Raw genomic sequence first — 24,195 nt, 5'->3', positions numbered from 1 at the left:
GCTAGCGGGTGAACGTCACAGATCGCAGTTCTCGAGGATCAGGTGGCTCTCGGAGATGCCACACGTGTTCGTCGACTCGACGACCTCGGGGCACTTGAACGAGACCCAGAGCTTGCCCCCCGCGATGCCCTCGCCCGTGCCTTCCTTGAAGTAGAAGTCGCACTTCGACGAGCTGAACGCGTCGCCCGCCGTCCGGTCCGAGAAGAACGCGAGAGAACCCACGGCCGGGCTCGCCTCCGTCGCGCCCACGTTGATCGCGGGGATCGACAGGTTGATCCCGTCGCTGCCGAGCCGGACCTGCGCGCTCACGTTGAACGGCCCCGCGCCCGAGACCGAGCAGGTCACCGTCGCGCCTTCCACGCCGTCGATCACGACGGCCGTCTTGTCCGAGGCGCTGATCGTGCCGACCTCGGACCTGTGCGAGGCGATCGGGCAGCCGCTCGTCTTCGTGAACTGCACGTTGAACGCGCCTTGCGGCGTGGGGGGCACGGGGTCGCTGCAACCGCCGAGCATGGCGAATGCGACGAGCGGGAAAGCAAGACAGGCAGCACGCAGCATGGAAAGTCTCCCTGGTTTCCGCGGCGCGCCGATGCGCCGTCGCCCCAGGTTCTACCGCATTTCGGGCTCGGGGGCGTAGCTCCGGCTACGCCCCGAGCTTCGTCTCTCAGCCGAGCGCGTGTTCGAGATCTTTCCAGAGATCATCGACCGCTTCGAGCCCCACCGAGAGCCGCACGAGGCCGTCGGAGATGCCGAGCACCTTGCGCGTCTCCTCGGGGACCGACGCGTGCGTCATGATCGCCGGATGCTCGGCGAGCGACTCCACGCCGCCGAGGCTCTCCGCGCACGAGAACACGTGCAGCCGCTCCAGCACGGTGCGCGCCGCCATGAGCCCTCCCGCGACCTCGATCGAGATCATGCCCCCGAACCCGCCGCGCATCTGCCGCGCCGCCACGGCGTGATCCGGATGCGACGCGAGGCCCGGGTAGTGCACACGCTCGACGCGCGGGTGACGCGCGAGCCGCTCGGCGAGCGCGAGCGCCGCCATGCTCTGGTGACGCACGCGCACGGGCAGCGTCTTCAGCCCGCGCAGCACGAGGTAGCAGTCGAAGGGGCTCGGCACGCCGCCCATCGCGTTCTGCAGGAAGCCGATCCGCTCCGCGACCTTCGGGTTCGATGTCACGATCGCCCCGCCGACGACGTCCGAGTGCCCGTTCAGGTACTTCGTCACCGAGTGGACGACCACGTCCGCGCCGAGATCGAGCGGGCGCTGGAGCATGGGCGTCGCGAACGTGTTGTCGACGACGAAGGTGATCTTCGCCTCGCGCGCCACCGCTGCGAGCGCCGCGATGTCGAAGACCTTGAGCATCGGGTTCGTCGGCGTCTCGATCCAGAGCAGGCGCGTCGAGGGCCGGATCGCCGCGCGCACCGCCGCGGGATCACGCATGTCGACGAAGCTCGACGAGATCCCCATCGGGCCCATGACCTTGTCCATCAAGCGGAACGTGCCGCCGTAGACGTCGTCGCCGCAGAGGATGTGCGCGCCGGGCGAGAGCGTGTGCAGGAGCGTGGTCGTCGCCGCGAGCCCGCTCCCGAAGCTGTAGCCGTGCGTGCCGCCTTCGAGGGCCGCGATGCACGCTTCGAGCGCGCGGCGCGTGGGGTTGCCGCTGCGCGAGTACTCGAAGCCCTTGTGCACCCCCGGGCTCTCTTGCGCGAACGTGCTGGCGAGCACGATCGGCATCATCACCGCTCCGCTGATCGGATCGGGCTCCTGACCGGCGTGAATGGCGAGGGTGTCGAGGGAAACCGGGAAAGGCGCGTCCTTGGTCTTCATTTGGCTGCGCGACTCTAGCGCAGGTCCGGCGCACGTGGCACCGGCGCGAGCGCGTCGCACAGTTCGCGCGCCGACGCGCGCCGCCGCGACGGATCCGGATCGAGCGCCTCGAACAGCGCCGCGCGCTCCTTCGCCTCGAACGCCTCTGCGTGAAGCACGAGCTCGCGCCGAAGCCCGCGCGTCGCCACCTCGGCGAGCATCGCGGCCTCCGTCTCGGCCTCGCAGAGCCGCTCGCCCGTCGCCAGATGCAGTAGCGTCGCGGCCATCGCGTACACGTCGGTCGCCTGCGACGGCTTCGCCTCGCCCGATGCGATCTCCGGCGCCGCGTACGGCAGCGTGCCGCGATCGTCCGTCTCGAGCTCGGCTTCGAGCCCTCGGAACCGCGCGGCGCCGAGGTCCACGAGCCGCACCTCGCCGAGCGGGCCGAGGAGCACGTGCGCGGGGCCGAGATCGCCGTGCACCACGTCGAGCGGCCCTGCCTCGTCTCCGAGCGCGTGGATCTCGGCGAGCGCTTCGAGCGCGTGGATCGCCACGTGCCGCACGAGCGTCCGCGGCACCCGCGCGCCTCGCTCTTGCCATCCGCGCACGAGCGCCGCCACCGACGTCCCCGCGGCGAACGTCTCCAGGAAGAAGGGCCCGCGCGCGTCGTTGCCCACGCGTACGAGCGAGGGCAGCGCGGGGTGCGCGATCGTCGACAGGAGCCGCGCCTCGCGCACCATCGCCACGCGCCCTTCCCGCGCGGCGAGCGCGCGCGGCACGAGCCGCTTGCACACGAGCTCGCGCCCCCCCTCGCGCACGAGGGCCACCTCGAACACGCTCCCGCCGCCCAGCAGGCGAACGAACTCCGTCCCTTTGGGCGCGAGGAACGTCACGTGGTCGAACCCCTAGCCGCGAGGAGCGCGGCCGTCACGACGAAGGACGAAGCGCGCAGCATCGCGGGCCGCGTCACTCGAACGTGAGGCTGAGCTCGTATCCCGTGATCTTGGAGTCGTTGTTGTATTCCTGGATCCACACGTAATACGTGCCGGCCGGCAGGCTCGCGAGCGTCGTGTCGTTCGCCTTCGACAGCATCGAGCAGTTGCCCGGGCCGTCGTCGTCGTCCTCCACGATCTGCACGCCGTTCGCGTCGAGCAGGTGGATCACCGTGTCGAAGTCGCAGGTGGCCGCGTTGCCGATCGCGTGCGACGTGATCACCGGGCTCTGGCCCTCCGGCAGATCGAACACGAAGTAGTCGACGTCGGCGATCGGATCGATCTTCCCGTACCAGCTCGTCGTCATGGGCCAGACCGGGCTCGCCGTGGCCGTGCTCGCGTTCGGCTCGATCTCCCACGGCGTCTCGGCCATGCACGTCGGGCTGCAGCCGTCGCCGGCGACCGTGTTTCCGTCGTCGCATTGCTCGCCCGGGCTCGTGAGGATGCTGTCGCCGCAGCCCGGCGCCGCCACCTTTACTTTGAGCACGTACGAGCTCTGCGCGTCGTCGTTCAGGTACTCCTCCACCATGACCACGTACGTGCCGACGGGCAGGTTCGTGGCGGCGCTCGGGTCGAGCAAGGGGTTGATGAGGGAGCACGACTCCACGCCGTCCTCGTCGTCCGACACGAGGAGCTGGTTCGAGGGCGAGTAGAGGTAGATCTTCGAGTCGAAGCCGCTCGGGCAGCCGCCGTACCCGTCCGTCACCTCGATCGTCACGCTCGATCCCGGCTCCGTGACCTGGAAGCTGAAGTAGTCCTGATCCCCCGCGGGCAAGATCGACCCGACGACGCCGTCGTAGCCGACGACCGAGTTCGCCTGGTTGTTCGGCTGGTTCGGCTCCGTCTCGGTCAGGTAGTTTCCTTCGAGCTGGCACGTCGGCGAGCAGCCGTCGCCCGCGGTCGTGTTCCCGTCGTCGCACTGCTCGCCGACCTGCACGAACGTGTCGCCGCAGCCGGGCTCGGTGAGCTGGAGCTGGAGCACGTACGAAGCCTGCGCCTCGTCGTTGCTGTACTCCTCGACCATCACCGTGTACTTGCCGGCGGCGAGGTTCGCGACCACGGCGTCGAGCGTGGGATCGAGCAGCGAGCACGTGCTCAGCCCGTCGTCGTCGTCCACCGCGATCTCGGTCCCGGCCGCGTTGTAGAGGTACATCTTCGAGTCGAAGCCGCTCGGGCAGTTGCCTTGTCCGTCCGTGACCTCGATGCGCGCGCGGGTGCCGGACACGGCCACCTGGAACGTGAAGAAGTCCTGATCGCCGATGGGCTGGATCGCCGCGACCACGCCGTCCGTGCCCGAGATCGAGTTCGCCATGTTGATCGGCTGGTTCGGCTCCATCTCGGTCGGGTAGTTGCCTTCGAGCTTGCAGTCGGCCGCGCAGCCGTCGCCGCTCGTGTTGTTGCCGTCGTCGCACTGCTCGTTGCCCTGCACGAGCCCGTCGCCGCAGCCGGGCGCTGTGACGGCGATGTCGACGACGTAGAACGGCAGCGGTGAGAACGTCGCGCTCTCGACCTGCACGGAGTACTTGCCCACGGCGAGGTTGCCCATCGCGGGGTTGGTCGCGGGCATGATCTGCGAGCAGGAGGCGGGCCCGCTGTCGGTGTCCGAGCCGAGGAAGCCGCTCGGCCCGAAGACACGCACGAGCGTCGCCGCGCCGGCCGGGCAGCCGCCCATGCCGTCGCCCGTCGACACCTTGAGGACCGAGCCGGCCACGGTGACATCGACCGAGAACACGTCGACATCCCCCGTCGGGTAGATGGCCGCCGTGAACCCCTTCGTCCCTTCGGCGAGCGGATCCGCGGTCGCGGGCAGGTTGTTTTGCTCCGTCTCCGCCGGGTAGTCCGCCGTGCCCACGGGCGGCATGAACCCACCCCCACCCCCCGAGCCGCTCGACGAGGACGACGAAGAGGACGAGGACGACGACGAAGAGGACGAGGACGACGACGACGCGCCGCCCATGCCGCCCATGCCGCCGACGCCGCCCATGCCGCCGACGCCGCCGACGCCGCCGACGCCGCCGTCGCCGCCCATGCCGCCCATGCCACCGAGGCCGCCCATGCCGCCTTCGCCGCCGACGTTTCCCGTGCCCCCCGAGCCTCCGGCGTTTCCATCATCGCCGCCCCCGCCACGCGTGTTCGTGCTCGTGGCGCAGCCCTGGAGCGTGGCGGCGGCGAGGAGGAGGCCTGTCGTCATGGAAGCGAGCGAGCTCGGGAAGAAGATACGGCGGCGTTGATTCATCGATCGTTCCTCGTGGACTGCGGAGGAGAAAGGTCCCTGCGGCGCGGCCGTTCGGCGCGCCAAGCAGACGTCATGCTTACGGCTTACGGTAGCCGACGGGCCGACGCAACGTCCGCGCACGGCGCGCGCCTTCGTCCTCCGGGTGCAGAGGACACGTCGACGTGCCAAGACCGACGCGTGCGCCCCGTGATCCAGAGCATCATCGACGAGCTGTACGCACGTCATCACGCGTCGGGTCGAGTCGACCTCAACGACATCGCAGAGATCATCGGCCCTCGTAGCGTCTCCTACGAGGAGGTCGACCACATCGTCGAGCGTCTGGAGGCGCGGGGCCTCGTGGTCGGCGAGCCGATCGACGCGATCGAGGTCTCCGTCATGAAGCGCGTGCTCGGCGCCGCGCGATCCCTGCGCTCGTCGCTCGGGCGGAATCCGACCATCGCGGAGATCGCCGCGTCGTCGGGCGACCCTGCGCACGTCGTGCGTCGCGCGCTCGAGCGAGGCGTCTCGCCGCGCGTGGTCAGGAGCTACTAGCCTGATAAGGTGAGGCCGTGCCCTTCGGCCCGCGCCTCTCCTTGGCCCTCGCGCTGCTCGCGACGACGATCGCGCCTCGATCGCTCGCGGAGCCGCCCAAAGCCGCGCCGCCGCCGAAGGAGCCGGTGGAGCTCTCCGCCGATCAGCTCGACATCGACATCGCGGCGAAGCGCGCCGTGCTCGAAGGCCATGTGCGCCTGACGAAGGGCGCCCTCGTGGTGCGCGCGCCGCGGGTGGAGGTTCGGTACGACGAGGTGCCGAACGTGACGTGGGCGAAGGGCGCGGGCGGGGTCGTCGCGGAGGTGAAGGGCGTGCGCGCCGAGGCGCCCGAGGTGGAGATCGACCTCGCCAAACAGACGCTCGCGCTGCGAGGCGGCGTGCGTCTTCAGCGAGGCGCGGGGTGGATCAGCGCGGAGAAGGCGACGATCGATCTGGTGAGCCTGAAGGTGTCGCTCTCGGACGTGAAAGGCGCGCTGCCGGTGCCGGAGGGCGCGGAGAAGAAGTAGGGGGGTCAGCGCGGGACGGGCGCGACGCGTGTCGGTTCGGGCTCGCTCTCGTCGGTCGACGCATTTTCCCTCCGCCGGCTCACCTCGACGATCGGGAAGAGGACGTCCTGCAGGTCGCGATCCCGCGGGAAGGCGGCGCGGACGATCCCGATCACCTTGTCGACCACGTCGTGATGCGCGTCGCGGAGCGCGAGCTCGACCTGGAAGGCCTCGTCGTGCGCGGCGAGTGCTGTGCCGTGTGCGTCGACGGTGGCTTCGAGGGTCGCGAGCGCGGCGTCGAGCTTCGGCGCCCAGACGGCGCGGTAAGCGTCGATTCCGGCGACGTGTGCATTGTGCAGCCGTTCGACGAGCTCCTTCAGGGGTTTGACCTGGCGTTTCCCCATGGGGAGGACGACCGGCCGGAGCCCTTTCGGAAACAAGCAGGCGCAGATACGACCCCGCCGTCCGCCGTCCGCGATCTCTGCGGCGCGGAGGGACGTGCGAATGACGCGCTCGGCGCTGAGCTTCGCGAATCGGAGCGCGGCGCGGGTCTCGATGACGGGGACGTGCAGGGCGTGGCGCTTGTCTTCTTGGGCGCCGAGGGCGTCGTTGATGGCCCGGATCTCGTTCGCGGCGGCGGTGGTCTCCGGGAATTGCGAGAGGCCGGCGGCGAGCTCGATGCCATATGCGAGACGAACGGCCGACGAGACGTTGGAGCGATACTTGCGCATGATGTTTCCCTGGGCCCTTGGGGCCCGGTAGGTGGATGTTCGTCAAACCCGCGCGGGGGGCGCGCGAGCGGGTGCTCGTGGAACGGAAGGCGGAAGGTTTCCTTGGGGAGGAGCAGGAAGGCGACATCGGCGCGGTCAGCGGGGGTTGATGCGCGTCGGGAGTCGTTGATCGCGTTGGACAGCGAAGGTTGATGCGTGTCGGAGGGGCGCTGATCACGATGACCCGCGTGGGTTGATGCGCGTCCGAGGGGCGCTGGTCACGATGGACAGCGTGGGTTGACGCGCGTCAGGCGCCTCGGATCAGGACGGACAGCGTGGGTCGACGCGCGTCCTGGGGGCGCTGGTCATGAGAGGCAGCGAAGGTTGACGCGCGTCGGGGGGCGCTGGTCACGAGGAACAGCGAAGATTGATGCGCATCGAGGGGGCCGGGTCGTCATTTCGACGACGGCGCGCCGAGGCTCGGGTGAAGCGGCCATGAATGGACGTGCACCTTCCCGTCCGCGGCCGCGTAGGCGATGCCCTTGCCGTCCGCGAGCAGGAACTCTCGTGCCTCGTCAGCGGTGGAGGACCTGGTTCGTCTCTACGCGGCGCCGCTCGGGGAGCTCTGCCAGCGGAGCACCTGGAGCGCGACGGCGACCTCCACGCGGTTGTGCTCGAGCGGGCGCGGGAGCAGCTCTTCCGCGCGGGCGAGCCGGCGGAGCAGCGTATTGCGATGCGTGTGGAGCCGGGCCGCGGCGCGGGAGGCATTGCAGCCTTCGTCGAGGAACGTGAGCAATGCGCTCCGGAGCTCGGGGCTCGCCGATTCGAGGTCCCCGAGCGTGTGCTTGACGAATTGGTCCGCGCCCTCGGAATTCTGCGTGACCAGGGAGACGAGCCGGACCATGTCGAAGCTGACGACGCGCGGATCGGAGCCCAGGCGGGCGATCATGCGCTGCGTGGTGAGGGCGTCGAGGTGGCTCCGACGAAATCCCTCGATCTTGCGGCTCTTGGATCCGATTGCGACACGGACGCCTGGCAGCGGTCCTATCGCTGCGCGCAATCGCTCGACGTCTGGTTCGGCTTCGCCGGGCACCCATACCCACAGGGTCGCCGCGCTCGCCACGACGACGAGGGGGCGCTCCGCGCCGGCGGCGCGGGAGAGGGCGTCGGCCGCGCTTTCGAGGGCGCCGAGGTCGGACGCGGGTTCGTCGCTCCAGAGGACGGCGGCTTGGTGCGTCTGGTCGAGCTCGTACCCGAGGCGACGGGAAGCGATTTGCGGGCTGATCGGCGCGCCATTCAGGAGGAGCGCGACGACCTCGCGGCGCTCGGCGTGGGTGCCGCGGGTCAGCTCGTCGCGCTCCGCGTTCATCTGGGCGGAGAGGACCGCCATCGTCGCGTCGAGAAAGAATGAAATGGACCGGGCCGAGATGTCGAGCAACTCGCGTAGCTCGTCCGGATCCGAGGTCAGCTCGAAGCCGATCGACATCCACCGGAGCCAGGCCGCGTTTTGCCCGGTGCGATAGGCGTGCACGGCGGACTCGGTCACCCCACGGCGCACGAGGTCCCGTGCCATGCCGAGCGACTCGGCGCCGAGGTGGGGCGCGACCGGCGCGCCCGGGTCCTTCAGGTTTGCCTCGGCCCAGTGGAAGAAGTACGCGCGGCTCGTCCTGCGCGTGGCCGCCGCGAGCACCGGGTCCTCGGCGATGACCTTCATCCTCTCGATGGAAAGCGTCGCCCGGTCGAGCTCCTCGAGCCACTCGTGTGGCGTGTCCAGGGCCCTCTCGGCGCCGCGCCGGATCAACTCGCGCACGCGCTTCGACGGGCGCGGCCACGGCCACGCGCCCAGGTTGTCATCCCGCTGGTGCATATTGCCCAAGTCCTAACGAATTTTGGTGCAGCGTGCACCTTGCCGTCCCCGGCCTCATTCTCCACGTTTCGCGTCACCGGCATGCGCGAACCGCGTGGCAAGCCGGGATGAGCATTCTATCACTCCCTATCGCCAAGGGACGGAGCGAACCATGGCCCACCGCCTGCGCCTCGATGGCCGCGCCGCAGCCGCCACCGGCGCCGCGAGCCGCATCGGCCGCGCGATCGTGATCTCGTTCTTCGTTTTCGGCTGCGCCTCCGAGGAGCCTCTGGACGGGCAAGGCTGGCGCAGAGAGCCGCCCACGCTCGATGAATCGTGGGACAAGGACTGCTCGGGCGAGCATGATTGGAATGGTTGCGACGACTGCAACCCGTGCACGTGGGACGCATGGTGCGACCCGGACGAGTGGGATGCCTGGATTCCCGAATGGTGCCGGGAGGTGGCCACGCTCGGACATGCTGTCTGTGTGCACTTCGATCGGACGACGCCGGACGGGCAGATCAACGACTGCTTTCCGATCACGCCCGTGACCGACGTTCGGGCGGGAAAATGTTGCGCCGGGAGATGCGTGGACAACGTGTCGGAATGCGAAGCGGACCCGGTTTCACGTTGAAACAGGCTTCGTGGGATCGCTGTCGAGGCGCGCGGCCGCCCAATCCGAGCGCAGCAAACCGTACATGTAGAAGTCGTGCGGTTGCCCGCGACAGATACGATACCTCCTCAAGCAACCCTCACGCACGAACCCACTGCGCTGGAGCAAGCGCTCCGACCGCCTGTTGTCGACCCTGACGTAGGCGTGTACGCGATCGACCTGGTCCTGTTGGTACGTCCACTGAAGGACTGCATCCACAGCTTGGCGCATCCGTCCCGTGCCCCAGTGAGCCTGCGCCAGGTCGTACGCCAGCTCCGCCCAGCGGTGCACCTTGGACCACTCGTTGAATCCGCAGGTGCCGACGAGCTGATCCTCGTGCTGGAGGGCGATCCCCCATTTGGAGAGCTCGCCCTCCGCCCAGCGGCGCAGATACCGCTCGATCATGGCTTCGACCATCGGTAGCGATACGACAGGATAGCTGGTCAATTCTGTAACGGCAGGATCCCGCAGGTAGGCATAAAACGCGGCAGCGTCGGATACCCGAAGCGGGCGCAGGCGTGCTCCCTGGAGGTCGATCGTCGGCGGATGTCGTGTCTCGTCTGCCATGGGTCTCCTGGCTCCGACACAAGGATACAAATCTCACGGCCTTTGTCGCCTACAAACCAACGAACCCCCGGATTTGCATCTCCATTCGGCCCATGCGACCCTCCGAAGGCCGCGAGGCGACGACCGAGCGGAGCTTTGGTGAAGAGATGCGCCACATTGCCCCTTTTGCTTTCCTTGTCCTCCTCGCCGGCTGCGGAACCCCGCCTCCCGGCACGAATCCCACCGAAAAAGACGCCGGCGCGGACGGCTCGGCCCCCATGGGACCCGGGATCCTGGGCGTCCTGAAGGACCACGCGGATCAGCCGATCGGCGGCGGCAAGGTCCTCGCCTGCATGGCGACGATTTGCCTCTTCGGCGACGCCGAGCCGGATGGCAGGTTCTTCTTTCCGATCGAGCCCACGGCCGAGGTCGCATTAAAGACCCTCCCGGACCCGACGGCCACGCCCCGGAAGTCCGCCGCGCTTTGCCCCGTGCGAATCGTCGACGATTCCCTGATTGACGTGGGCTCCCTTCACGTCCCGAGCCTCCCGGAGGGCGCGCTCCTCGGGCCCGCCGCCGCGGACCCGCAGACGTTGATGGCCGGCGACGGCATTGCGTTGACCCTGCGCGTCGCCGACCTCACGCCTTACCTCGGGGACACCCTGGTCGACGTCGCTGCGCGGCGCATTCCGCCGTCCCAAGCGTGCCCGTGGGTCGTGCCCGCGGGGGAGGAGCTCGTCGCCGTGTATACGTTGCACCCCTTTGCCGCCGTGAGCGCTTCCCCCATTGCGGTCCGCGCTCCCTCGGATTTGCCCGCCGGGACGAAGGTCCGGTTTCGCTCGATCAGCGAGATCGACGGCGCCTTCTCGGAGCCAGTCCCGGGCGAGGCCGATGGCACGAGCGTTGCGACGGCGCCGCAGACGGGCTTGACCGAGCTGACTTGGCTCGTGATATCAAAAGAGTGACCTGGCACAGAAAGGCACGATGATGACACTTCCTTCCTTGGTACGAACGATCTCTCGCACCGGCGCCGCGCTCCTCGGCGCGTCCTCGCTCCTGCTCGTCGCCGGTTGCTCCGACGACCCGCCGTCCCAGGCCCCGGGCCTCTCGTGCGGCGAGGGCACGCAGGCGGTCGGACGCGAGTGCTTGCCGACCGCGCTCGAACCCGGCCGTTACCTGAGCCCGCTCGTCCAGCTCCAGAACCTGGCCGAGGTCGGTAGCCATACCGACGAGGTGCGCATCCGCGAGGACAACCTGCTCCTCAATTGCAGCTACACGTTCAACGTGATCGACGCGACGCACGCGAACGACATGGAGACCCTGACGGGCGAGGGCCTCAAGCACACGATCCCCGGCGATACACGCACGCCCGGCTGCAAGCACCTCGCGTGGGACGACAAGCTCGTCTTCACCACCCACCTCGGCAACATCCGGAACCCGGCCTTCCTCAGCGGTTGGGACATCACGGACCCCGAGGCGCCCGTGCAGCTCCCGGTCCTCCAGGAGCCCGGCATCAGCTACGAGGGCGTCGACGTCGCGAATCACCACATCTTCGTCGGCCTCCACGAAAATGGCCTCGGCGTGTACGATTACGACGCGGCCAATGGCTTCACGCGCGTCGGGAGCCTCGGCGGGTTCACGAATGCGTGGGGCATCGCCGCGCGCGACAAGCACGTGTTCGTCGCCGACGGCATCGGAGGGTTTGCCACGGTCGACGCCACGGATCCGGCGAAGCCCGTGGAGCTTGGCCGCGTCGCGATCGGCGGCCAGGCCCGCGGCGTCGTCGTCGACGGCAACTTCGCTTATGTCGCCGCCGGCTCCGCGGGCGTCGCCGTGGTCGACATCGCAGACCTCGCGAGCCCGAAGGTGGTCGGCCGGGCGGAAATGCCCGGCACGGCGCTCCGTGTCGCGTTCTCCGAGGGCCGCATTTTCGTGGCCGCGTGGAACGACGTGCGCGTCTACGACGTGAAGACGCCGTCGGCCCCGACCTACGTCGCCTCCGTCCGTATTCCGCGGCCCTTCGATTACGAGGATGCCGACCGCGAGCTGCCGACGATGCGCACGTTCGGCGTCGCCGCGCGCGGGCAGGACGTCTTCATCGGCGCCTGGGAAAACCCGTATTCGTACCGCCTGGAGCCGGACCGCCTCGCCCCCAACATTCGCCTCCCCGAGACGGCGGCCCGCCTCGATTTCGGCAAGGTCGCGGCCGGCGCCGCGAAGACGATCCAGATTCCGGTCACGAACCAGGGCACGGCGCCGCTCACGCTCGTGGACAACTGGATCAGCGGAAAAGCCTTCCGCGTCGAGCCGAAGCAGGCCCGGATCGAGCCGGGGGAGACGTTCTCGCTCGAAGTGACGTATGTCGCGTCGGCGGCCGAGGAGGAGGTCGGGTATCTGCACATCGTCTCGGACGACCCCGCGGCCCCGGTTCGCAAGGCCTACCTCGTCGGCAATGCACCCGGCGTGACCCTCGGCAGCCCGCTGCCCGCCACGACGGCCACCTTGCTCGACGGCACGACGTGGACGTCGGAGGCGTCGGCCGGGAAGGTGCTCTTGCTCAGCTACTTCGCCACGTTCTGCCCGGTCTGCGCCAATCACCTCCCGGACGTGGAGGAGCGATTCTGGCAGTCGTACCGGGACAAGGGCCTCGAAATCGTCGCCCTGAACCCGCGCGAGACGACCGACAAGATCGGCGACGTGCAGGCCTATTGCGAGAACCTCGTCGTCTCGTTCCCGCTCGGCATCGAGGAGCCCGCGAGCACCTACGCGGCCGTGACGACGAACTTCGTCGGGCCCAATCCCTTCCCGGTCGACGTGATCGTCGGCAAGGACGGGACCGTTCGGTATGCGAGCCACGAATACGATCCGGACGCGATGGCCGCGGTGATCGAAGAGCTCCTCGCCGAGTGACCCCGCCGCGTCCGCGCCCCGTCAGGGCGTGAAGCCCAGCCGCGCATCCCCATCGTCGCCCGAGGGCGTGTTAGACTCGCCCCGATGCTCATCCCGTCGCGCGTCCTCGCGGTAGGCGTCCTGCTCGGCGCGTCTACGCTCTTTCTCGTGTCGTGCGACCGCGCCCCCGATGCTTCGTCGACGCCCCCGGCCACCCCTACGTCGGCCTCGACCGCGCTCCCGCCGCTCGGCGGGGATGGGCTCGTGCGCCTCCCGCTCGAAGGGTTCTTGGATGCCGTGATCGCCGCGCCCATCGGGGCGACGTCGCCGCGGCCGATTCTGATTGGCGTGCATGGGTTGCGTGATCGCCCGGAATCGGCCTGCGGCGCGTTTCTCGGCGTGACGAAGGGACATCCGTTCCTCCTTTGCCCCCACGGCGTCCCCGAGCACGGAAACCCGGTGTACGGGTTCACGACGGCCGAGGCCCTGAAGCTCGAAATCGACGCGGGCCTGAAAGCGCTCCGCGCGCGCTTCGGGCCTCAGGTGGCCGAAGGGCCGATGATTTATGCAGGGGTTTCCATCGGCGCGATCCACGGCGTGTCCATCGTCGCGGACGATCCCGCGCGGTTTCCCGTCGCCCTCTTCGACGAGGGCGGGGGAAGCTACTGGACGGACGACCGCGCCTCCCGGTTCGCGCGTGGCGGAGGCAAGCGTGTCCTCTTCGTTTGCTCCACGGCGAACTGCGAAAGGGAGACGCCGCCGGCGCTCGAAAACCTGAAACGGGCGGGCGTCGAGGCGAAGATGATCACTGCCGGGCACATCGGGCCTATCGTCGATGATCGCGTCGTCACCCTGATCCGCGGCTCCTGGCCTTGGCTCGTGCAAGATCGAACGGGGGCGCTCGGGCCCTGGTGAGCGAGCGGCGCGCCCCGATGCTCGTCCGGTCGCGCGTCCTCGCGATAAGCGTCCTGCTCGGCGCGCCTACGCTCCTGCTCGTGTCGTGCGACCGAGCCCCCGATGCTTCGTCGACGCCCCCGGCGCCGCCTCCGACGGCGCCGCCCCCGCCGGCCTCGACCGCGCCTTTGCCTTCCGCCTCCACGCTCCCGCCGCTCGGCGGGGATTGGCTCGTGCGCCTCCCGCTCGAAGGGTTCCTGGATGCCGTGATCGCCGCGCCCATCGGGACGACGTCGCCGCGGCCGGTCCTGATTGGCGTGCATGGGTCGCGTGATCGCCCGGAATGGGCCTGCGGCGAGTTTCTCGGCGTGACGAAAGGACATCCGTTCATCCTCTGCCCCCACGGCGTTCCCCACCACGCCGGGCCGGAGCCGCTCTATGGGTTCACGAACGCCGAGGCCCTGAAGCTCGAAATCGACGCGGGCCTGAAAGCGCTCCGCGCGCGCTTCGGGCCTTACGTGGCCGAAGCGCCGATGATTTATGGAGGGTTTTCCCGCGGCGCGTACCTCGGCGTGTCCATCGTCGCGGACGACCCCGCGCGTTTTCCCGTCGCCGTCTTCGGCGAGGGGGGGCAAAGCTCGTGGACGGACGACCGCGCCTCCCGGTTCGCGCGCGGCGGAGGCAAGCGTGTCCTCTTCGTTTGCTCCACGGCGAACTGCGAAAGGGAGACGCCGCCCGCGCTCGGGATCCTCAAACGAGCAGGGGTCGAGGCGAAGATGATCACCGCCGGGCACATCGGACATATCGTCGATGATCGCGTCGTCACCCTGATCCGCGGCGCCTGGCCTTGGCTCGTGCAGGATCGAACGGGGGCGCTCGGGCCCTGGTGAGCGAGCGGCGCGCGCAGCCCCTTCAACGGGCCTCCACCTTCGACGCCGGCAGCCGGACCGTGAATGCGCTGCCTTGACCCGCCCCCTCGCTCTCCGCCGTCACGGCCCCGCCGTGCATCTCGACGAGCTGCTTGACGAGCGTCAATCCCACCCCGAGCCCCCCTTGCGCACGGTCGATGGACACATCGCCCTGCGTGAACAGATCGAAGATACGCGGCAGGAGCGCCGCGTTGATTCCCATTCCCGTATCCGTGATCCGCACGACCACGTCCTCTCCGCTTTGCGTGGCGGTGATGCCGATCTGCCCTCCCTGCGGGGTGAACTTCGCCGCGTTGTTGAGCAGGTTCGCGAAGACCTGCGTCAGCCGCGTGAGGTCCGCGCGCACGGGCGCCGGCGCCGGAGGCAATTGCACGACGAGCTTCTGCCGCCGCGCCTCCACGAGCGGACGCACCATTTCTACGGCCTGCGTCACGGCCCATCCGAGGTCGATGACCTCGGGGTGGAGCGTGATCTTTCCCTGGCTCACCCGCGACGCGTCGAGCAGGTCGTCGACCAGCCGCGACAACGTCATCACCTGACGCTCGATGATCATGCAGGCGTCCCGCACCCGCGTGTCCGCGAGCGAAGCCGTCTTGTATCGCACGAGGGTCGCCGCGTTGAGGATCGGCGCCAGCGGATTGCGCAGCTCGTGGGCGAGCATGGCGAGGAATTCATCCTTGCGCTGGTCTGCTTGCTGGAGCTCCAGTGTCCGCGTCCGGAGGCCCTCTTCCAGCGCTCTGCGTTCGCTGATGTCCTCCACGAGCCCGTCCACCACCGTCCGGCCGTCGTCCACCCTCACGCGCTCGCTCACCCGCGCCCATACCCGCGAGCCGTCCGGCCGGCACACCTCCATGTCCCGCTTGGTCGTGGCGTGCCCGCGCTCGCTCGCCCGGACCTCGTCCACCGGCGGCCAAAGGAGGCATTCGATGCTCCTCGCCCGCGCCTCCTCCAGCGTGCGCTGGCCGATGATCCGCAAAAACGCGGGATTGCACGAGAGAAGCTCGCCCTCGGGGGTGGCGCGAAACACCCCGACGTCGAGCGCGTCCGTGAGCTGCTGGAGGTCGGCCTCGACCTGGGTGAGCCGTCGCTTGGCCGTGGCTCGCTCGATCGCGTGCCGGACGGCGAGCGGCAGCCGGACCCTTCGGTGGGGGCTCTTGGCCACGTAATCGTCGGCCCCGGCCTTCATGGCCTCGACCGCCACCTCCTCGTTCCCGCTGCCCGTGAACAGGACGACCGGGCAATCGGGCCACTGGCTCTTGACGAGCTGGAGGACCTGAATGCCGTCCGTCCATTGCATCATGTAATCGGTCACGACGGCGTCGTACCCGCCGCGGGCGAGCGCCCGTTCGAACCCGGCCCGATCGAAGACCTCGTCCGTCTCGAGCTCCGGAAATTCGTGCGAGAGGAGCCGGATGGCCATGAGGCGGTCGTCCGGGTTGTCGTCCAGGACGAGGAAACGCATGAGTTCAGGCGACCTCCGTGTCGGGCTTCCGATTGAGGATGAGCCAGTAGACCCCGAGCGCCTTCACCGCGTCGAGCAGCCCCTCGAAGCTGACGGGCTTGACCAGGTACGAATTGCACCCGAGGTCGTACGCTTTGCGGACGTCGGTGCTCTCCATCGACGACGTCAGCACGACGACCGGGATCCGCCGGAGCCCCGGCTGGCTCCGCAGCCATTCCAGGACCTCCAGCCCGGAGCGCCGCGGCAGCTTCAGGTCGAGCAGGATGAGCGCCGGCAGCGGGTGCTCCCTGCGATCGTCGTACGGCGGCCTCCCCGAGAGGTAATCGACGGCCGTGTCGCCGTTGTCCACGAAATGGAGCGGGTTCAAGAGCTGCGCTTTCTTGAAGGCGCGGCGAATCATGAGGACGTCGGTCGAGTCGTCCTCGACCACGAGCACGCCGAGGTCTTCGATGTTCATGCGTTCTCCTGCTTCGGCAGCTCGACCCAGAACCGGCTCCCTCCGCCCGGATTGGCCTCGACCCCGCACGATCCGCCCATTCGTTCGGCGCCCTTTCGAACGATGGCAAGGCCGATGCCGGTGCCCGGGTAGGCCTCCTGCGCGTGGAGACGCTCGAAGACCCGGAAGATGCGCTCTCGGTGCTCGGGCTCGACGCCGATGCCACGGTCTTCGACCCAGAGCCGGACGCGATCGCCGCGGTCCTCGGAGCGCACGTACGCCACGGGCGTCTTGCCCGCTTCCGCGAATTTGATGGCATTGCCGAGCAGGTTCGTCACGACCTGCCCGAGCGTCGTCCGATGGGCGATCACCCGGCCGAGCGGCCACGCCACGCGCACCTCGGCCCCTCGCTCGCGGATCTCTGGGCGCATTTGCCCGAGAACGTCGGTCAGCACGGCGTCCAAGTCGAGCGGATCGAGGCGAATCGCCTCCCGCGCCAGCCGGGCGTACGCGAGCAAGTCCTTGATGAGGTCGTCCATCCGGACCGCGGCCGAAACGATGCGCTGCGTGTAGCCCCGGGCGTCGGGGGAGAGCTCCTCCGCATGATCCTCGACCAGCGCGTCGGCGAGGGAATGCATGTTGCGCACGGGGGCCCGGAGGTCGTGGGCGATCGTGTAGGAGAACGCCTCGAGCTCGGCATTCGCGTCGGAGAGCGCGCGGGTGCGTTCGTCCACCCGCAGTTCGAGCTCGGCATTGAGCCGGCGCACTTCCTCTTCCGCATGCTTTTGGTCCGTGACGTCGCGCGAGACCCCGACCAGGCCGACCACGGCCCCGCTTTCGTTCCGGAGCGGCGTCTTGATCGTCGAATAGGTCCGGACCGCGCCCGGCGGCCCGAACTCCTCCTCTGCCCTGATCTCCTGGCCGGTCGTGAAGACGCGCCGATCGAGCGCGGCGATATGGCGGCCCTGCGCGGGTTGCGGGGCAAAATCGGTGTCGCGGTGCCCGATCGCTTCTTCCTCGGTCCGCCCGAGGACGCGCAGCGTGGCCGGGTTCGCCAGCGTGAGCCGACCGGCGAGGTCTTTGGCGTAAATGAGGTCGCTCGTGGCGTCGGTGACGGCCCGCAAGAGCGCTTTCCCATGCCGCAGCGCCTGCTCGGCCTCGGCCCGCTCCGTCACGTCGTGGAAGACGAACAGGGCGCGCAGCGGCTCCCCCTGCGCGTTGCGAACGATGGTCGCGGTCACCCGCACCTGGATTTCCCGACCGTCCTTGCGGACGTACCGTGTATCGCTCTCGAACATGGGGCATTCCCCCCGGACGGCCGCCTGGAATCGCCTCCAATCCGCGGCCCGGTTGTCCGGGTGCGTGAGCTCGGAGAACGTCATGCGCGCGAGCTCGTCCGCCGTGCACCCCGTGATTTCACTGAGCATGTGGTTCACGCGCAGGAATCGCCCGGTCGACAGCTCCACCTGGGCCTCGCCGACCCCGGCGCGCTCGAAGGCCTCCCGGAACTCCTCCTCGCTCGCCGCGAGCCGCTGCGCGGCCTCGTGCTCGGCCGTCCCGTCCTGGAACACGAGCACGACCCCGCGGATCCGGCCCGTATCGTCCAGGATGGGGGCCCCCGAATTCGAAATGGGGTATTCTTTTTCGTCGCGCGCGAGGAGCACCGTATGATTGGCGAGACCCACCACGGAGCCGTCCCGCAAGACCCGCGTGACCGGGTCTTCCATGGATTCTCGATCGGCCTCACCCACGACGCGGAACACGTCGCCGAGCGGCCGGTCGATGGCGTCTTCGGCGTCCCACCCCGTGAGCTTCTCCGCGGACGGGTTCATGAATGCGACACGCCCCGACTCGTCCGTGGCGATGACCCCGTCGCCGATGCTCCGGAGCGTGACCCGCAGCCATTCCTCGCTCGCCTGCGCCTTTTGCTCTGCGGCCTCGGCGCGGATGCGCGCGCGGTGGAGCGAATCCGTCAAGTAACTCAGGCCCATGCCGGTGCATAGAAAGAGCACCAATTGCACCTGTCCCATGACGCTCGGGAGAACGAATTCGAACTTCGGGTGCAGGACGAAAAACGTGGACGAGAGGGCGGCCAAGACCACGGCGAAGAGCGCCGCCCGCAGCCCGCCGTACCAGGCCGCGGCCATGACGGCCAGGGTGAAGAGCAGGAAGGGAGACTGCTCCCCGAGCACGGGATCGAGCGCGAGCCGAATCGCCGTCACCACGGCGACGGCCGCGACGGCTACGCCATACCGCGCAAAGAGGCGTTTCCCCGTCCGCTCCGGGGGCGGCTTGGGGCTCGCGCTCGTCGTCGCGGGGGGCGACCAGACCGGCGCGCTCGTTCGGGCGTCGTACCACATTTCATAGCTGTACGTAGCCCTGCGTGAAGCGCTCGGTAGAGCATCGCGACGTCATTCACCGTCGATTCGGCTCGGCCGTCGGGCGTCGGGCGTGCCCATGACGCGGCGCTCGACGACGACGAGGCCGATGCCCCAGACGAAGTAGAGCGCGACCGCGGGAAAGAACTGCCAGGCCGCGACGTGGAAGTCGCGCTGCACCAGCGTCACGAAGCCGATGACGGGCGGGGCGACGAGGAGCGGCAGGAAGAGGCCATAGTAGAAGCCGTAGACGCGGCGGTTGCGCGGGCGGTCGACGGGGAGGCGCTCGACGGTCTGGAGCGGGGTGGTCTGCCAGGTGAGGACGAAGGGCAGGCCGCGCTGCTTCTCGGGGCCGAGGAAGCGCAGGCGCTCGCGACGGACCGGCGCGACCGGCAGGAAGGCGATGGTCAGCCAAAGGGTCATCATCAGGACGCCGCCGGGGCCGTGGTGGTGCGGGTCGAGGTAGCGCAGGCCAAAGCCATTGAAGCTGAAGGCGCTCTCGAAGAGGCCGGGGTTGGCGAGGGCATAACGCTCGAGGAAGCCGCGGGTCTCGGTGGTCTCGCTGCGCTGCGGGCGGGTCCGGCGCCAGGCCTGGAAGAGGCGGAGCGCGCCGAAGGACGAGAGGGCGATGAACACGGCCAGGCCGATGCACGTCGGCAATGCGGTATCGTCGACGACCAGCCTGCCGGCCGCGTACTCGACGGCGAGGCCGACGGCGGCGAAGCAGAGCGGGAAGGTGACGAAAAGGGCGAGGACGAGGCTCGCGAAGAGGCGCCACATGGGCGCACCGTACTCCAAACTCGCGTCAACGCGTGAAGTCGCCGCGGCCGGGGAGCTTTCGGCTCGGCGCCCTCGCGAAGCGCCCCACGCTCGCCACGACGCACCCCGCTGCTCGGTCACGAGGGCGCCGCGTCCCTCGGCCTGCGGCGCGCCTCCCTCACGAACCGCCCGCGCCGACGTTCCTCCGCAACGTCCACCCCGACGCAAAGGCCCCCGCCTCCCCGAGCGAAGGAGACCGCCTCCCCGAGCGAAGGAGCCCGCCGACCGATCGAAGGAGCCCGCGCACCGACGCCCGGACCCCGCGCACCGGTTTCCGGACGTCCCTCCCGATGGCCCCGCAGCCTACTCGCCCGTCGGAAGCGGCGCGCCCTGGGCCGCAGGCGTGACGGGCGCGGGCGGCGAGGGCGCCGCCGTGTCGTCCTCGTCGTCCTTCTGCGACGCCCGCTCGACGCGCAACTTCTGAAAATCCTTGTCGTTTCGCCCCACGGCATGCGCGAGGCTCCGGCGGAACGTCTGGATCTCCTTGTCGAGCACGGCGCCGGTGGCGCGGCTCTCCTTGAGGAGCTTTTGGTACGTCGCGTCCGCGGCTTCCGCCTCCGACCATTCCTTGTTCGCCGATGCGAGGGAGGGATGCAGCGCTTCGAGCGCCACGAATTTGTAGGCGAGCGGCTTGCCGTCTTCCGTGGTCGCCTCCTCCAGCACCTCGGCGAGGCGGCTCCCGTCCTCGATCACGTCATCGGGCACGTCGGGCTTGTCGCCGAAGGTCGAGGGGTCGAACCCCGGGATATCGCGCGTGAGGAGAGGCAGCCAGCTCTGAATATGGCGGAGCAGCGCGGCGACGGCGCCTTTGCCCTCGCGCATCTCACGTCGCCAGGTGTTTTCGTATTTCGCGGCTGCGTCGTAGGAGGCGACGAAGGCATCGACCTTCGCAGGCAGGGTCGACGAATACGCGGCGAGGACGGGCGACTCCGCGGCCCTGCGCTCCTGCACGCGTTTGGCGCGGGTCGCGAGGCGGCGGAGTTTCCATGCGGGGGTGGTTGCCATTGAGGGGGTCCTTTCTGGAAAGGTGCGGCTGGAAGGAAAACCGGAGGGAGGGGGGAAGGTCAAGGTGGATCTGCTGCTGCTGCTACCGTGCCGGCGTCGATGCGTACTGCTCCGGGCCGACGGTCTGCACCTCGCCTAGGATCGCGAGGGTCTCCAGGTGGCGCGCTACGATGTCGCGCCGGGCGCCGGCAAAGCGGCGTGCGGCTTCGTCGACGGTGATGGGGGCGGCGGTGACGAGCGCACGCAGGGCGGTGATCTGGCCGATTGCGTCGGATGGCCAAGGGGCGAGCGCGGGCGCGGCCGTGTCGGCGGCATCGTCGTCGGGGGCGATGAGGTCCGCGCCCGCGCCCTTGGCAAAGCGCGGTTTCTGATAGTCGGGGCGGAGCCAGCGCACGGTGCCTGCACGCTCCTCCTCGACCCGGCGGTCATGAAGCGCCACGAGACGGGTGAGAATTTCGGCAGGCTGTTCGGGCCACTGCCAACCGTAGGCTTCGGCGACGAGGCGATCGAGTTCATCGTGCAGATCGCGGAGTGTGCCGCAGGCGGCCAGTTGGTGGACCTCGCGCTCCAGCTTCGAGAGCTCAGCGCCCGCGCGAAGCTTGTCGACGACGTTGTACATCGTTGTCATCCCGACCTTCTCGCTACGAGCGAGCGCTGCCTTGCGGTGGGTGTCGATGGCTTCGGCAATGGCGGCGATCTTTTTCCGGAGAGCGGGTGGAGGATCGGGGAAGGGGAATGCCTCGAAGCAAGGGCCCTTATTGTATCGCGGGGTCCCGTCGATGCCGAGGCGGCTGCCGGCAGCCAGCGCCCAAACGCTATGCACCACCGACGAAAGGACACCGAGAACGAAAGCGTCAGCCGTTGGCATAACGATCAGGCTATTGTCGGGAGCGGTGACGCCGTCGAGAAACTCGAATATTCGATGCTTCGACGTTTCAGGGGTGACAATGTACCGAGGGAGCCCGATGAGGGCTTCACGAAGGAACTCGCGGGGACGCGCCAAACGCCACCATAGCTCCCGACGAGTCCGGTCCGGCTTCACATCGCGCTCTGGTTTTACCCGATCCCGCACAATATCATACAACACCGGGTACCCACGAGCGTCCGACTCGTCCATCGCACCGAAGTCGATCAAGAACACGTTGCGCGGGCGCGTGGTAAAGTCCTTGCCGTTGCGATATGGCTTCAGGATTGCCGCATTTCGGGGATCGGCCTGAAAGAGTCGCTTGGCTTCGCGCGCGTCAATGATGAATCCAGCAGCATCCAGCTTGAAGCCTGGTGACGATAGCCCATCATTGGCGCGGAGAGGAACGCCTGCTGCTGTTGGTACATCTGCATGCGCTGTGAGATCCGCGTTGAGCCGCGGCACCTCCACGGTCGCCACCACGTTTGCGTCCCCATCCACAGTCACGAGCGTGGCGGATGGGGGATTCTTGGCGATCACCGTCATCGCAACGCGTACACGCGCATCGTCGCTGCCATCGTTCCAGTAATGATCGGCGATAGCCCAGGCAACGCGCGCCCCGCGCGCCTCCGCATCCACGATGACCTGTCGGTTCTGCTTCTGTGTGATCGACTGCGTCGTGATCAGACCAGCCCTGAACGCCCGCCCCTCGGCGACCTCCTTGGCGGCCTTGTACCACCAGTACACCACGAGATCGGCAGAATCGGGGACGTGTGGATATGCCGCGCGCAGGGCGTCCACGTATCCGTCCCCGAGCGCCTCCCGCTGGCGGAACTGGCCCAGGAATGGCGGGTTTCCGATGATGAATTCAGCCGGCGGCCACGACGCCTCGCGTGCGTTGATCAGCTCGACGTATTTGAGCTTCGCTTTCGGGTCGGGGACGAGTTCCCCCGTCACGGGGTGAGGGATGCGAGGCGTCGGGTCCGGTCGGTCGCGGCTTGGAACGCGCCGCTCATCGTCCCACACAAGCACCGCGTCCCGATGGTCGAGCGTCCCGGTATCACGCAGGATCGGCTCCTCGGGTTGGATTTCGCCATGGACGCGCCGCCAGAACTGGTGGAAGCCGATCCATAACGAAAGCTCGGCGATCTCGCGCGCCCAGGGCTTCACCTCGATGCCGTAGAACTGGCTCGGATCCACCTCCTGAAACCGCAATTCGCGGTTCCCCGTCACGTCGGCGAGCTCGTTCAGGACCTCCACCTCGACGCGCTTCACCGCGTGCATGGTGACATAAAGGAAGTTCCCGGAGCCGCAAGCCGGGTCCAGGAATCGAAGCGATCGAAGCCACACGTGGAAGTCGCGTAAACGCTGCTCGGCTGCCTTGCGGTTCTTCTTCGTGTCCTTCTCGCGAAGCTGGAGCACTTCGGCCTGGACCGCGGTCCAGCGCTCGCGGATCGGCTCCTCGACCGCAGGACGGATCACGCGCGCGATGAACTCGGGCGGGGTGTACTCCGCCCCCAGGCGGTGGCGCTCTTTCGCGTCGAGGGCGCGCGTGAGCAGCGTGCCGAAGATTGCGGGCTCGACCTCGGACCAGTCTTTCCCCGCCGCCTCCCGGAGGATGACGAGGTCCTTGTGTTCCAGCGGAAGCGCCTCGGCGTGCTGGAAGAAGTGACCATTGAACAGCAGGAGCTTGCGGGAGCCGAAGCGCTTGCCGTGATCCATGGCGCGCCAGAGATCCTCGGCCGCAGGGACGAATTCCGAGGGGTTCGGCAGCGCCACGTCGTCGAGCATGCGGCGAAAAGGCTCGTCGCGAAGGAGTCGCACGTCTTCGGCAAACATCGTGAAGACGCAACGCATGAGGAACCGGCTCACGCGCTCCTGGGGGTACCCACGCGTCTCCAGCGACGCAGCAAGGCGAGCGAGCTTCTCCGCGATCTCTTCCGTGACAGCCTGGGCCTTCGCGCGTGGATCACGCGCCTGGGGGCGCTCCCAGATGTCGCGGAGGAGCGCGATGTCGGCCTCTCGCTCGTGGAGCGTGGGCAGGTCGATCCGCTTGCCGGCGCCGAACCCGCCGAAGGTGCCGTCCCAGCGATCCCACACGACGAGCGTCCGGGCGACGTCGAGAACCATGATGTAGGGGGGCGTGTTGCCGGGGAGATGGGCGACATAGTTCCGAGCCTGCCCATAGGCCTTGCGGAGCATCAGCTCGTCGGAGCGCCCCGGCTCCTTGTCCTTCGCCTCGATGAGGAAGTGATCCTGCTTGAAGAGGTCCACGAAGTTCGATGTTTCCTTGCCGGTGCGGTCGATGACCTTGACAGGGAACTCGTACTCGTAGCCGCTGCCTGCCGGCCTCGGGCCCTCGACGCCGAGGGCTTTGCACAGCTCGCCGAGGTAGAGCTGGTAGTTGGCACGCTCGCGAGCTTTGGCGTCGACCCAGCGCTCGGCGAGCTTGCGAAGTGCTGGGGTGATCCCTGCGGGCAGTTGGGTGGGAGCAGTCGAGGCCGACATCGGGGCGCGTAGAGTGCCCTGTTGAGGAGCTTTCCGCTAGTTCCTCGACACAGGGATCCTGATCGATTCGTTTCAGGGTCTTCGAAGCACGGGAAGCAGCTCGGGGTCTACGAGGAGCTCGATGCTACGAGGCTGTCCGGGTTGGCGACGGATCAGCCCTTTG

20 protein-coding genes are annotated in these 24,195 nt (G+C 68.4%); 7 read left to right on the top strand and 13 right to left on the bottom strand.

Annotation, left to right across the window (positions count from 1 at the left end):
* Nucleotides 1–15: 15 nt before the first annotated feature.
* The 4 genes from E8A74_RS36930 to E8A74_RS55125 all read right to left on the bottom strand — a co-directional run bounded on the left by E8A74_RS36930 (nucleotide 16) and on the right by E8A74_RS55125 (nucleotide 5,038).
* On the bottom strand, nucleotides 16–558 hold the full coding sequence (locus E8A74_RS36930; protein ID WP_136933792.1) for a hypothetical protein: 543 nt from the start codon (nucleotides 556–558) through the stop codon (nucleotides 16–18).
* A gap of 106 nt (nucleotides 559–664) precedes the next feature.
* On the bottom strand, nucleotides 665–1,831 hold the full coding sequence (locus tag E8A74_RS36925; protein WP_136933791.1) for a cystathionine gamma-synthase: 1,167 nt from the start codon (nucleotides 1,829–1,831) through the stop codon (nucleotides 665–667).
* Nucleotides 1,832–1,845: 14 nt separating this feature from the next.
* On the bottom strand, nucleotides 1,846–2,703 hold the full coding sequence (locus tag E8A74_RS36920; RefSeq protein WP_136933790.1) for a protein kinase domain-containing protein: 858 nt from the start codon (nucleotides 2,701–2,703) through the stop codon (nucleotides 1,846–1,848).
* Nucleotides 2,704–2,776: 73 nt separating this feature from the next.
* The gene (locus E8A74_RS55125) at nucleotides 2,777–5,038 is read right to left on the bottom strand and encodes a DVUA0089 family protein (RefSeq protein ID WP_232379919.1); all 2,262 of its coding nucleotides are present in this window, start codon (nucleotides 5,036–5,038) and stop codon (nucleotides 2,777–2,779) included.
* 186 nt (nucleotides 5,039–5,224) lie between these two features.
* Here E8A74_RS55125 and E8A74_RS36905 point away from each other — a divergent pair, with 186 nt between their 5' ends.
* Both E8A74_RS36905 and E8A74_RS36900 read left to right on the top strand, forming a co-directional pair.
* Complete coding sequence (locus E8A74_RS36905) at nucleotides 5,225–5,569, top strand: sigma-70 domain-containing protein (RefSeq protein WP_136933788.1); 345 nt, start codon at nucleotides 5,225–5,227, stop codon at nucleotides 5,567–5,569.
* A gap of 17 nt (nucleotides 5,570–5,586) precedes the next feature.
* A complete protein-coding gene (locus tag E8A74_RS36900) occupies nucleotides 5,587–6,075 on the top strand; it encodes an LptA/OstA family protein (protein ID WP_136933787.1) in 489 nt (162 codons plus the stop codon).
* A 5-nt stretch (nucleotides 6,076–6,080) separates the two neighbouring features.
* Here E8A74_RS36900 and E8A74_RS36895 read toward each other — a convergent pair whose 3' ends face one another.
* Nucleotides 6,081–6,785: a hypothetical protein gene (locus E8A74_RS36895; RefSeq protein ID WP_136933786.1), complete on the bottom strand. Its 705-nt coding sequence runs from the start codon at nucleotides 6,783–6,785 to the stop codon at nucleotides 6,081–6,083.
* Nucleotides 6,786–7,365: 580 nt separating this feature from the next.
* Nucleotides 7,366–8,631 carry a PucR family transcriptional regulator gene (locus E8A74_RS36890; protein WP_136933785.1) on the bottom strand — a complete coding sequence of 422 codons (1,266 nt, stop codon included), beginning with the start codon at nucleotides 8,629–8,631 and terminating at the stop codon, nucleotides 7,366–7,368.
* A gap of 151 nt (nucleotides 8,632–8,782) precedes the next feature.
* Here E8A74_RS36890 and E8A74_RS36885 point away from each other — a divergent pair, with 151 nt between their 5' ends.
* The gene (locus E8A74_RS36885) at nucleotides 8,783–9,244 is read left to right on the top strand and encodes a hypothetical protein (RefSeq protein WP_136933784.1); all 462 of its coding nucleotides are present in this window, start codon (nucleotides 8,783–8,785) and stop codon (nucleotides 9,242–9,244) included.
* Here the strand turns inward: E8A74_RS36885 and E8A74_RS36880 are convergent.
* Nucleotides 9,236–9,829: a GNAT family N-acetyltransferase gene (locus tag E8A74_RS36880; RefSeq protein WP_136933783.1), complete on the bottom strand. Its 594-nt coding sequence runs from the start codon at nucleotides 9,827–9,829 to the stop codon at nucleotides 9,236–9,238. The two genes, E8A74_RS36885 and E8A74_RS36880, sit on opposite strands and share 9 nt — an antisense overlap.
* Before the next feature lie 92 nt (nucleotides 9,830–9,921).
* Between E8A74_RS36880 and E8A74_RS36875 the strand changes: the two genes are divergently transcribed.
* The 4 genes from E8A74_RS36875 (at nucleotide 9,922) to E8A74_RS36860 (ending at nucleotide 14,481) form a co-directional block, all read left to right on the top strand.
* Nucleotides 9,922–10,773: a hypothetical protein gene (locus E8A74_RS36875; RefSeq protein ID WP_136933782.1), complete on the top strand. Its 852-nt coding sequence runs from the start codon at nucleotides 9,922–9,924 to the stop codon at nucleotides 10,771–10,773.
* A 19-nt stretch (nucleotides 10,774–10,792) separates the two neighbouring features.
* Complete coding sequence (locus tag E8A74_RS36870; protein WP_136933781.1) at nucleotides 10,793–12,718, top strand: redoxin domain-containing protein; 1,926 nt, start codon at nucleotides 10,793–10,795, stop codon at nucleotides 12,716–12,718.
* Nucleotides 12,719–12,802: 84 nt separating this feature from the next.
* Nucleotides 12,803–13,612: a hypothetical protein gene (locus E8A74_RS36865; protein ID WP_136933780.1), complete on the top strand. Its 810-nt coding sequence runs from the start codon at nucleotides 12,803–12,805 to the stop codon at nucleotides 13,610–13,612.
* Nucleotides 13,609–14,481 carry a hypothetical protein gene (locus E8A74_RS36860; protein ID WP_170229648.1) on the top strand — a complete coding sequence of 291 codons (873 nt, stop codon included), beginning with the start codon at nucleotides 13,609–13,611 and terminating at the stop codon, nucleotides 14,479–14,481. The genes E8A74_RS36865 and E8A74_RS36860 overlap by 4 nt, the downstream gene beginning before the upstream one ends.
* A 22-nt stretch (nucleotides 14,482–14,503) precedes the next feature.
* Here the strand turns inward: E8A74_RS36860 and E8A74_RS36855 are convergent, their stop codons facing one another.
* The 6 genes from E8A74_RS36855 to E8A74_RS36830 all read right to left on the bottom strand — a co-directional run bounded on the left by E8A74_RS36855 (nucleotide 14,504) and on the right by E8A74_RS36830 (nucleotide 24,032).
* A complete protein-coding gene (locus E8A74_RS36855) occupies nucleotides 14,504–15,982 on the bottom strand; it encodes a sensor histidine kinase (RefSeq protein ID WP_136933778.1) in 1,479 nt (492 codons plus the stop codon).
* 4 nt (nucleotides 15,983–15,986) lie between these two features.
* Nucleotides 15,987–16,439, bottom strand: coding sequence for a response regulator (locus E8A74_RS36850; RefSeq protein WP_136933777.1), 453 nt, complete (start codon nucleotides 16,437–16,439; stop codon nucleotides 15,987–15,989).
* The gene (locus tag E8A74_RS36845) at nucleotides 16,436–18,778 is read right to left on the bottom strand and encodes a PAS domain-containing sensor histidine kinase (RefSeq protein ID WP_136933776.1); all 2,343 of its coding nucleotides are present in this window, start codon (nucleotides 18,776–18,778) and stop codon (nucleotides 16,436–16,438) included. Before E8A74_RS36845 ends, E8A74_RS36850 begins: the two co-directional genes overlap by 4 nt.
* A gap of 51 nt (nucleotides 18,779–18,829) precedes the next feature.
* Nucleotides 18,830–19,576 carry a hypothetical protein gene (locus tag E8A74_RS36840; protein ID WP_136933775.1) on the bottom strand — a complete coding sequence of 249 codons (747 nt, stop codon included), beginning with the start codon at nucleotides 19,574–19,576 and terminating at the stop codon, nucleotides 18,830–18,832.
* A gap of 342 nt (nucleotides 19,577–19,918) precedes the next feature.
* The gene (locus E8A74_RS36835) at nucleotides 19,919–20,620 is read right to left on the bottom strand and encodes a hypothetical protein (RefSeq protein ID WP_136933774.1); all 702 of its coding nucleotides are present in this window, start codon (nucleotides 20,618–20,620) and stop codon (nucleotides 19,919–19,921) included.
* Nucleotides 20,621–20,702: 82 nt separating this feature from the next.
* Nucleotides 20,703–24,032 carry a class I SAM-dependent DNA methyltransferase gene (locus E8A74_RS36830; protein WP_136933773.1) on the bottom strand — a complete coding sequence of 1,110 codons (3,330 nt, stop codon included), beginning with the start codon at nucleotides 24,030–24,032 and terminating at the stop codon, nucleotides 20,703–20,705.
* Nucleotides 24,033–24,195 lie beyond the last annotated feature (163 nt).

It is taken from the genome of Polyangium fumosum (assembly GCF_005144585.1).
GTDB lineage: Bacteria > Myxococcota_A > Polyangia > Polyangiales > Polyangiaceae > Polyangium > Polyangium fumosum.
The sequence above is the reverse complement of the archived record's forward strand: the minus strand, read 5'-3'. Positions and strand labels throughout refer to the sequence as shown.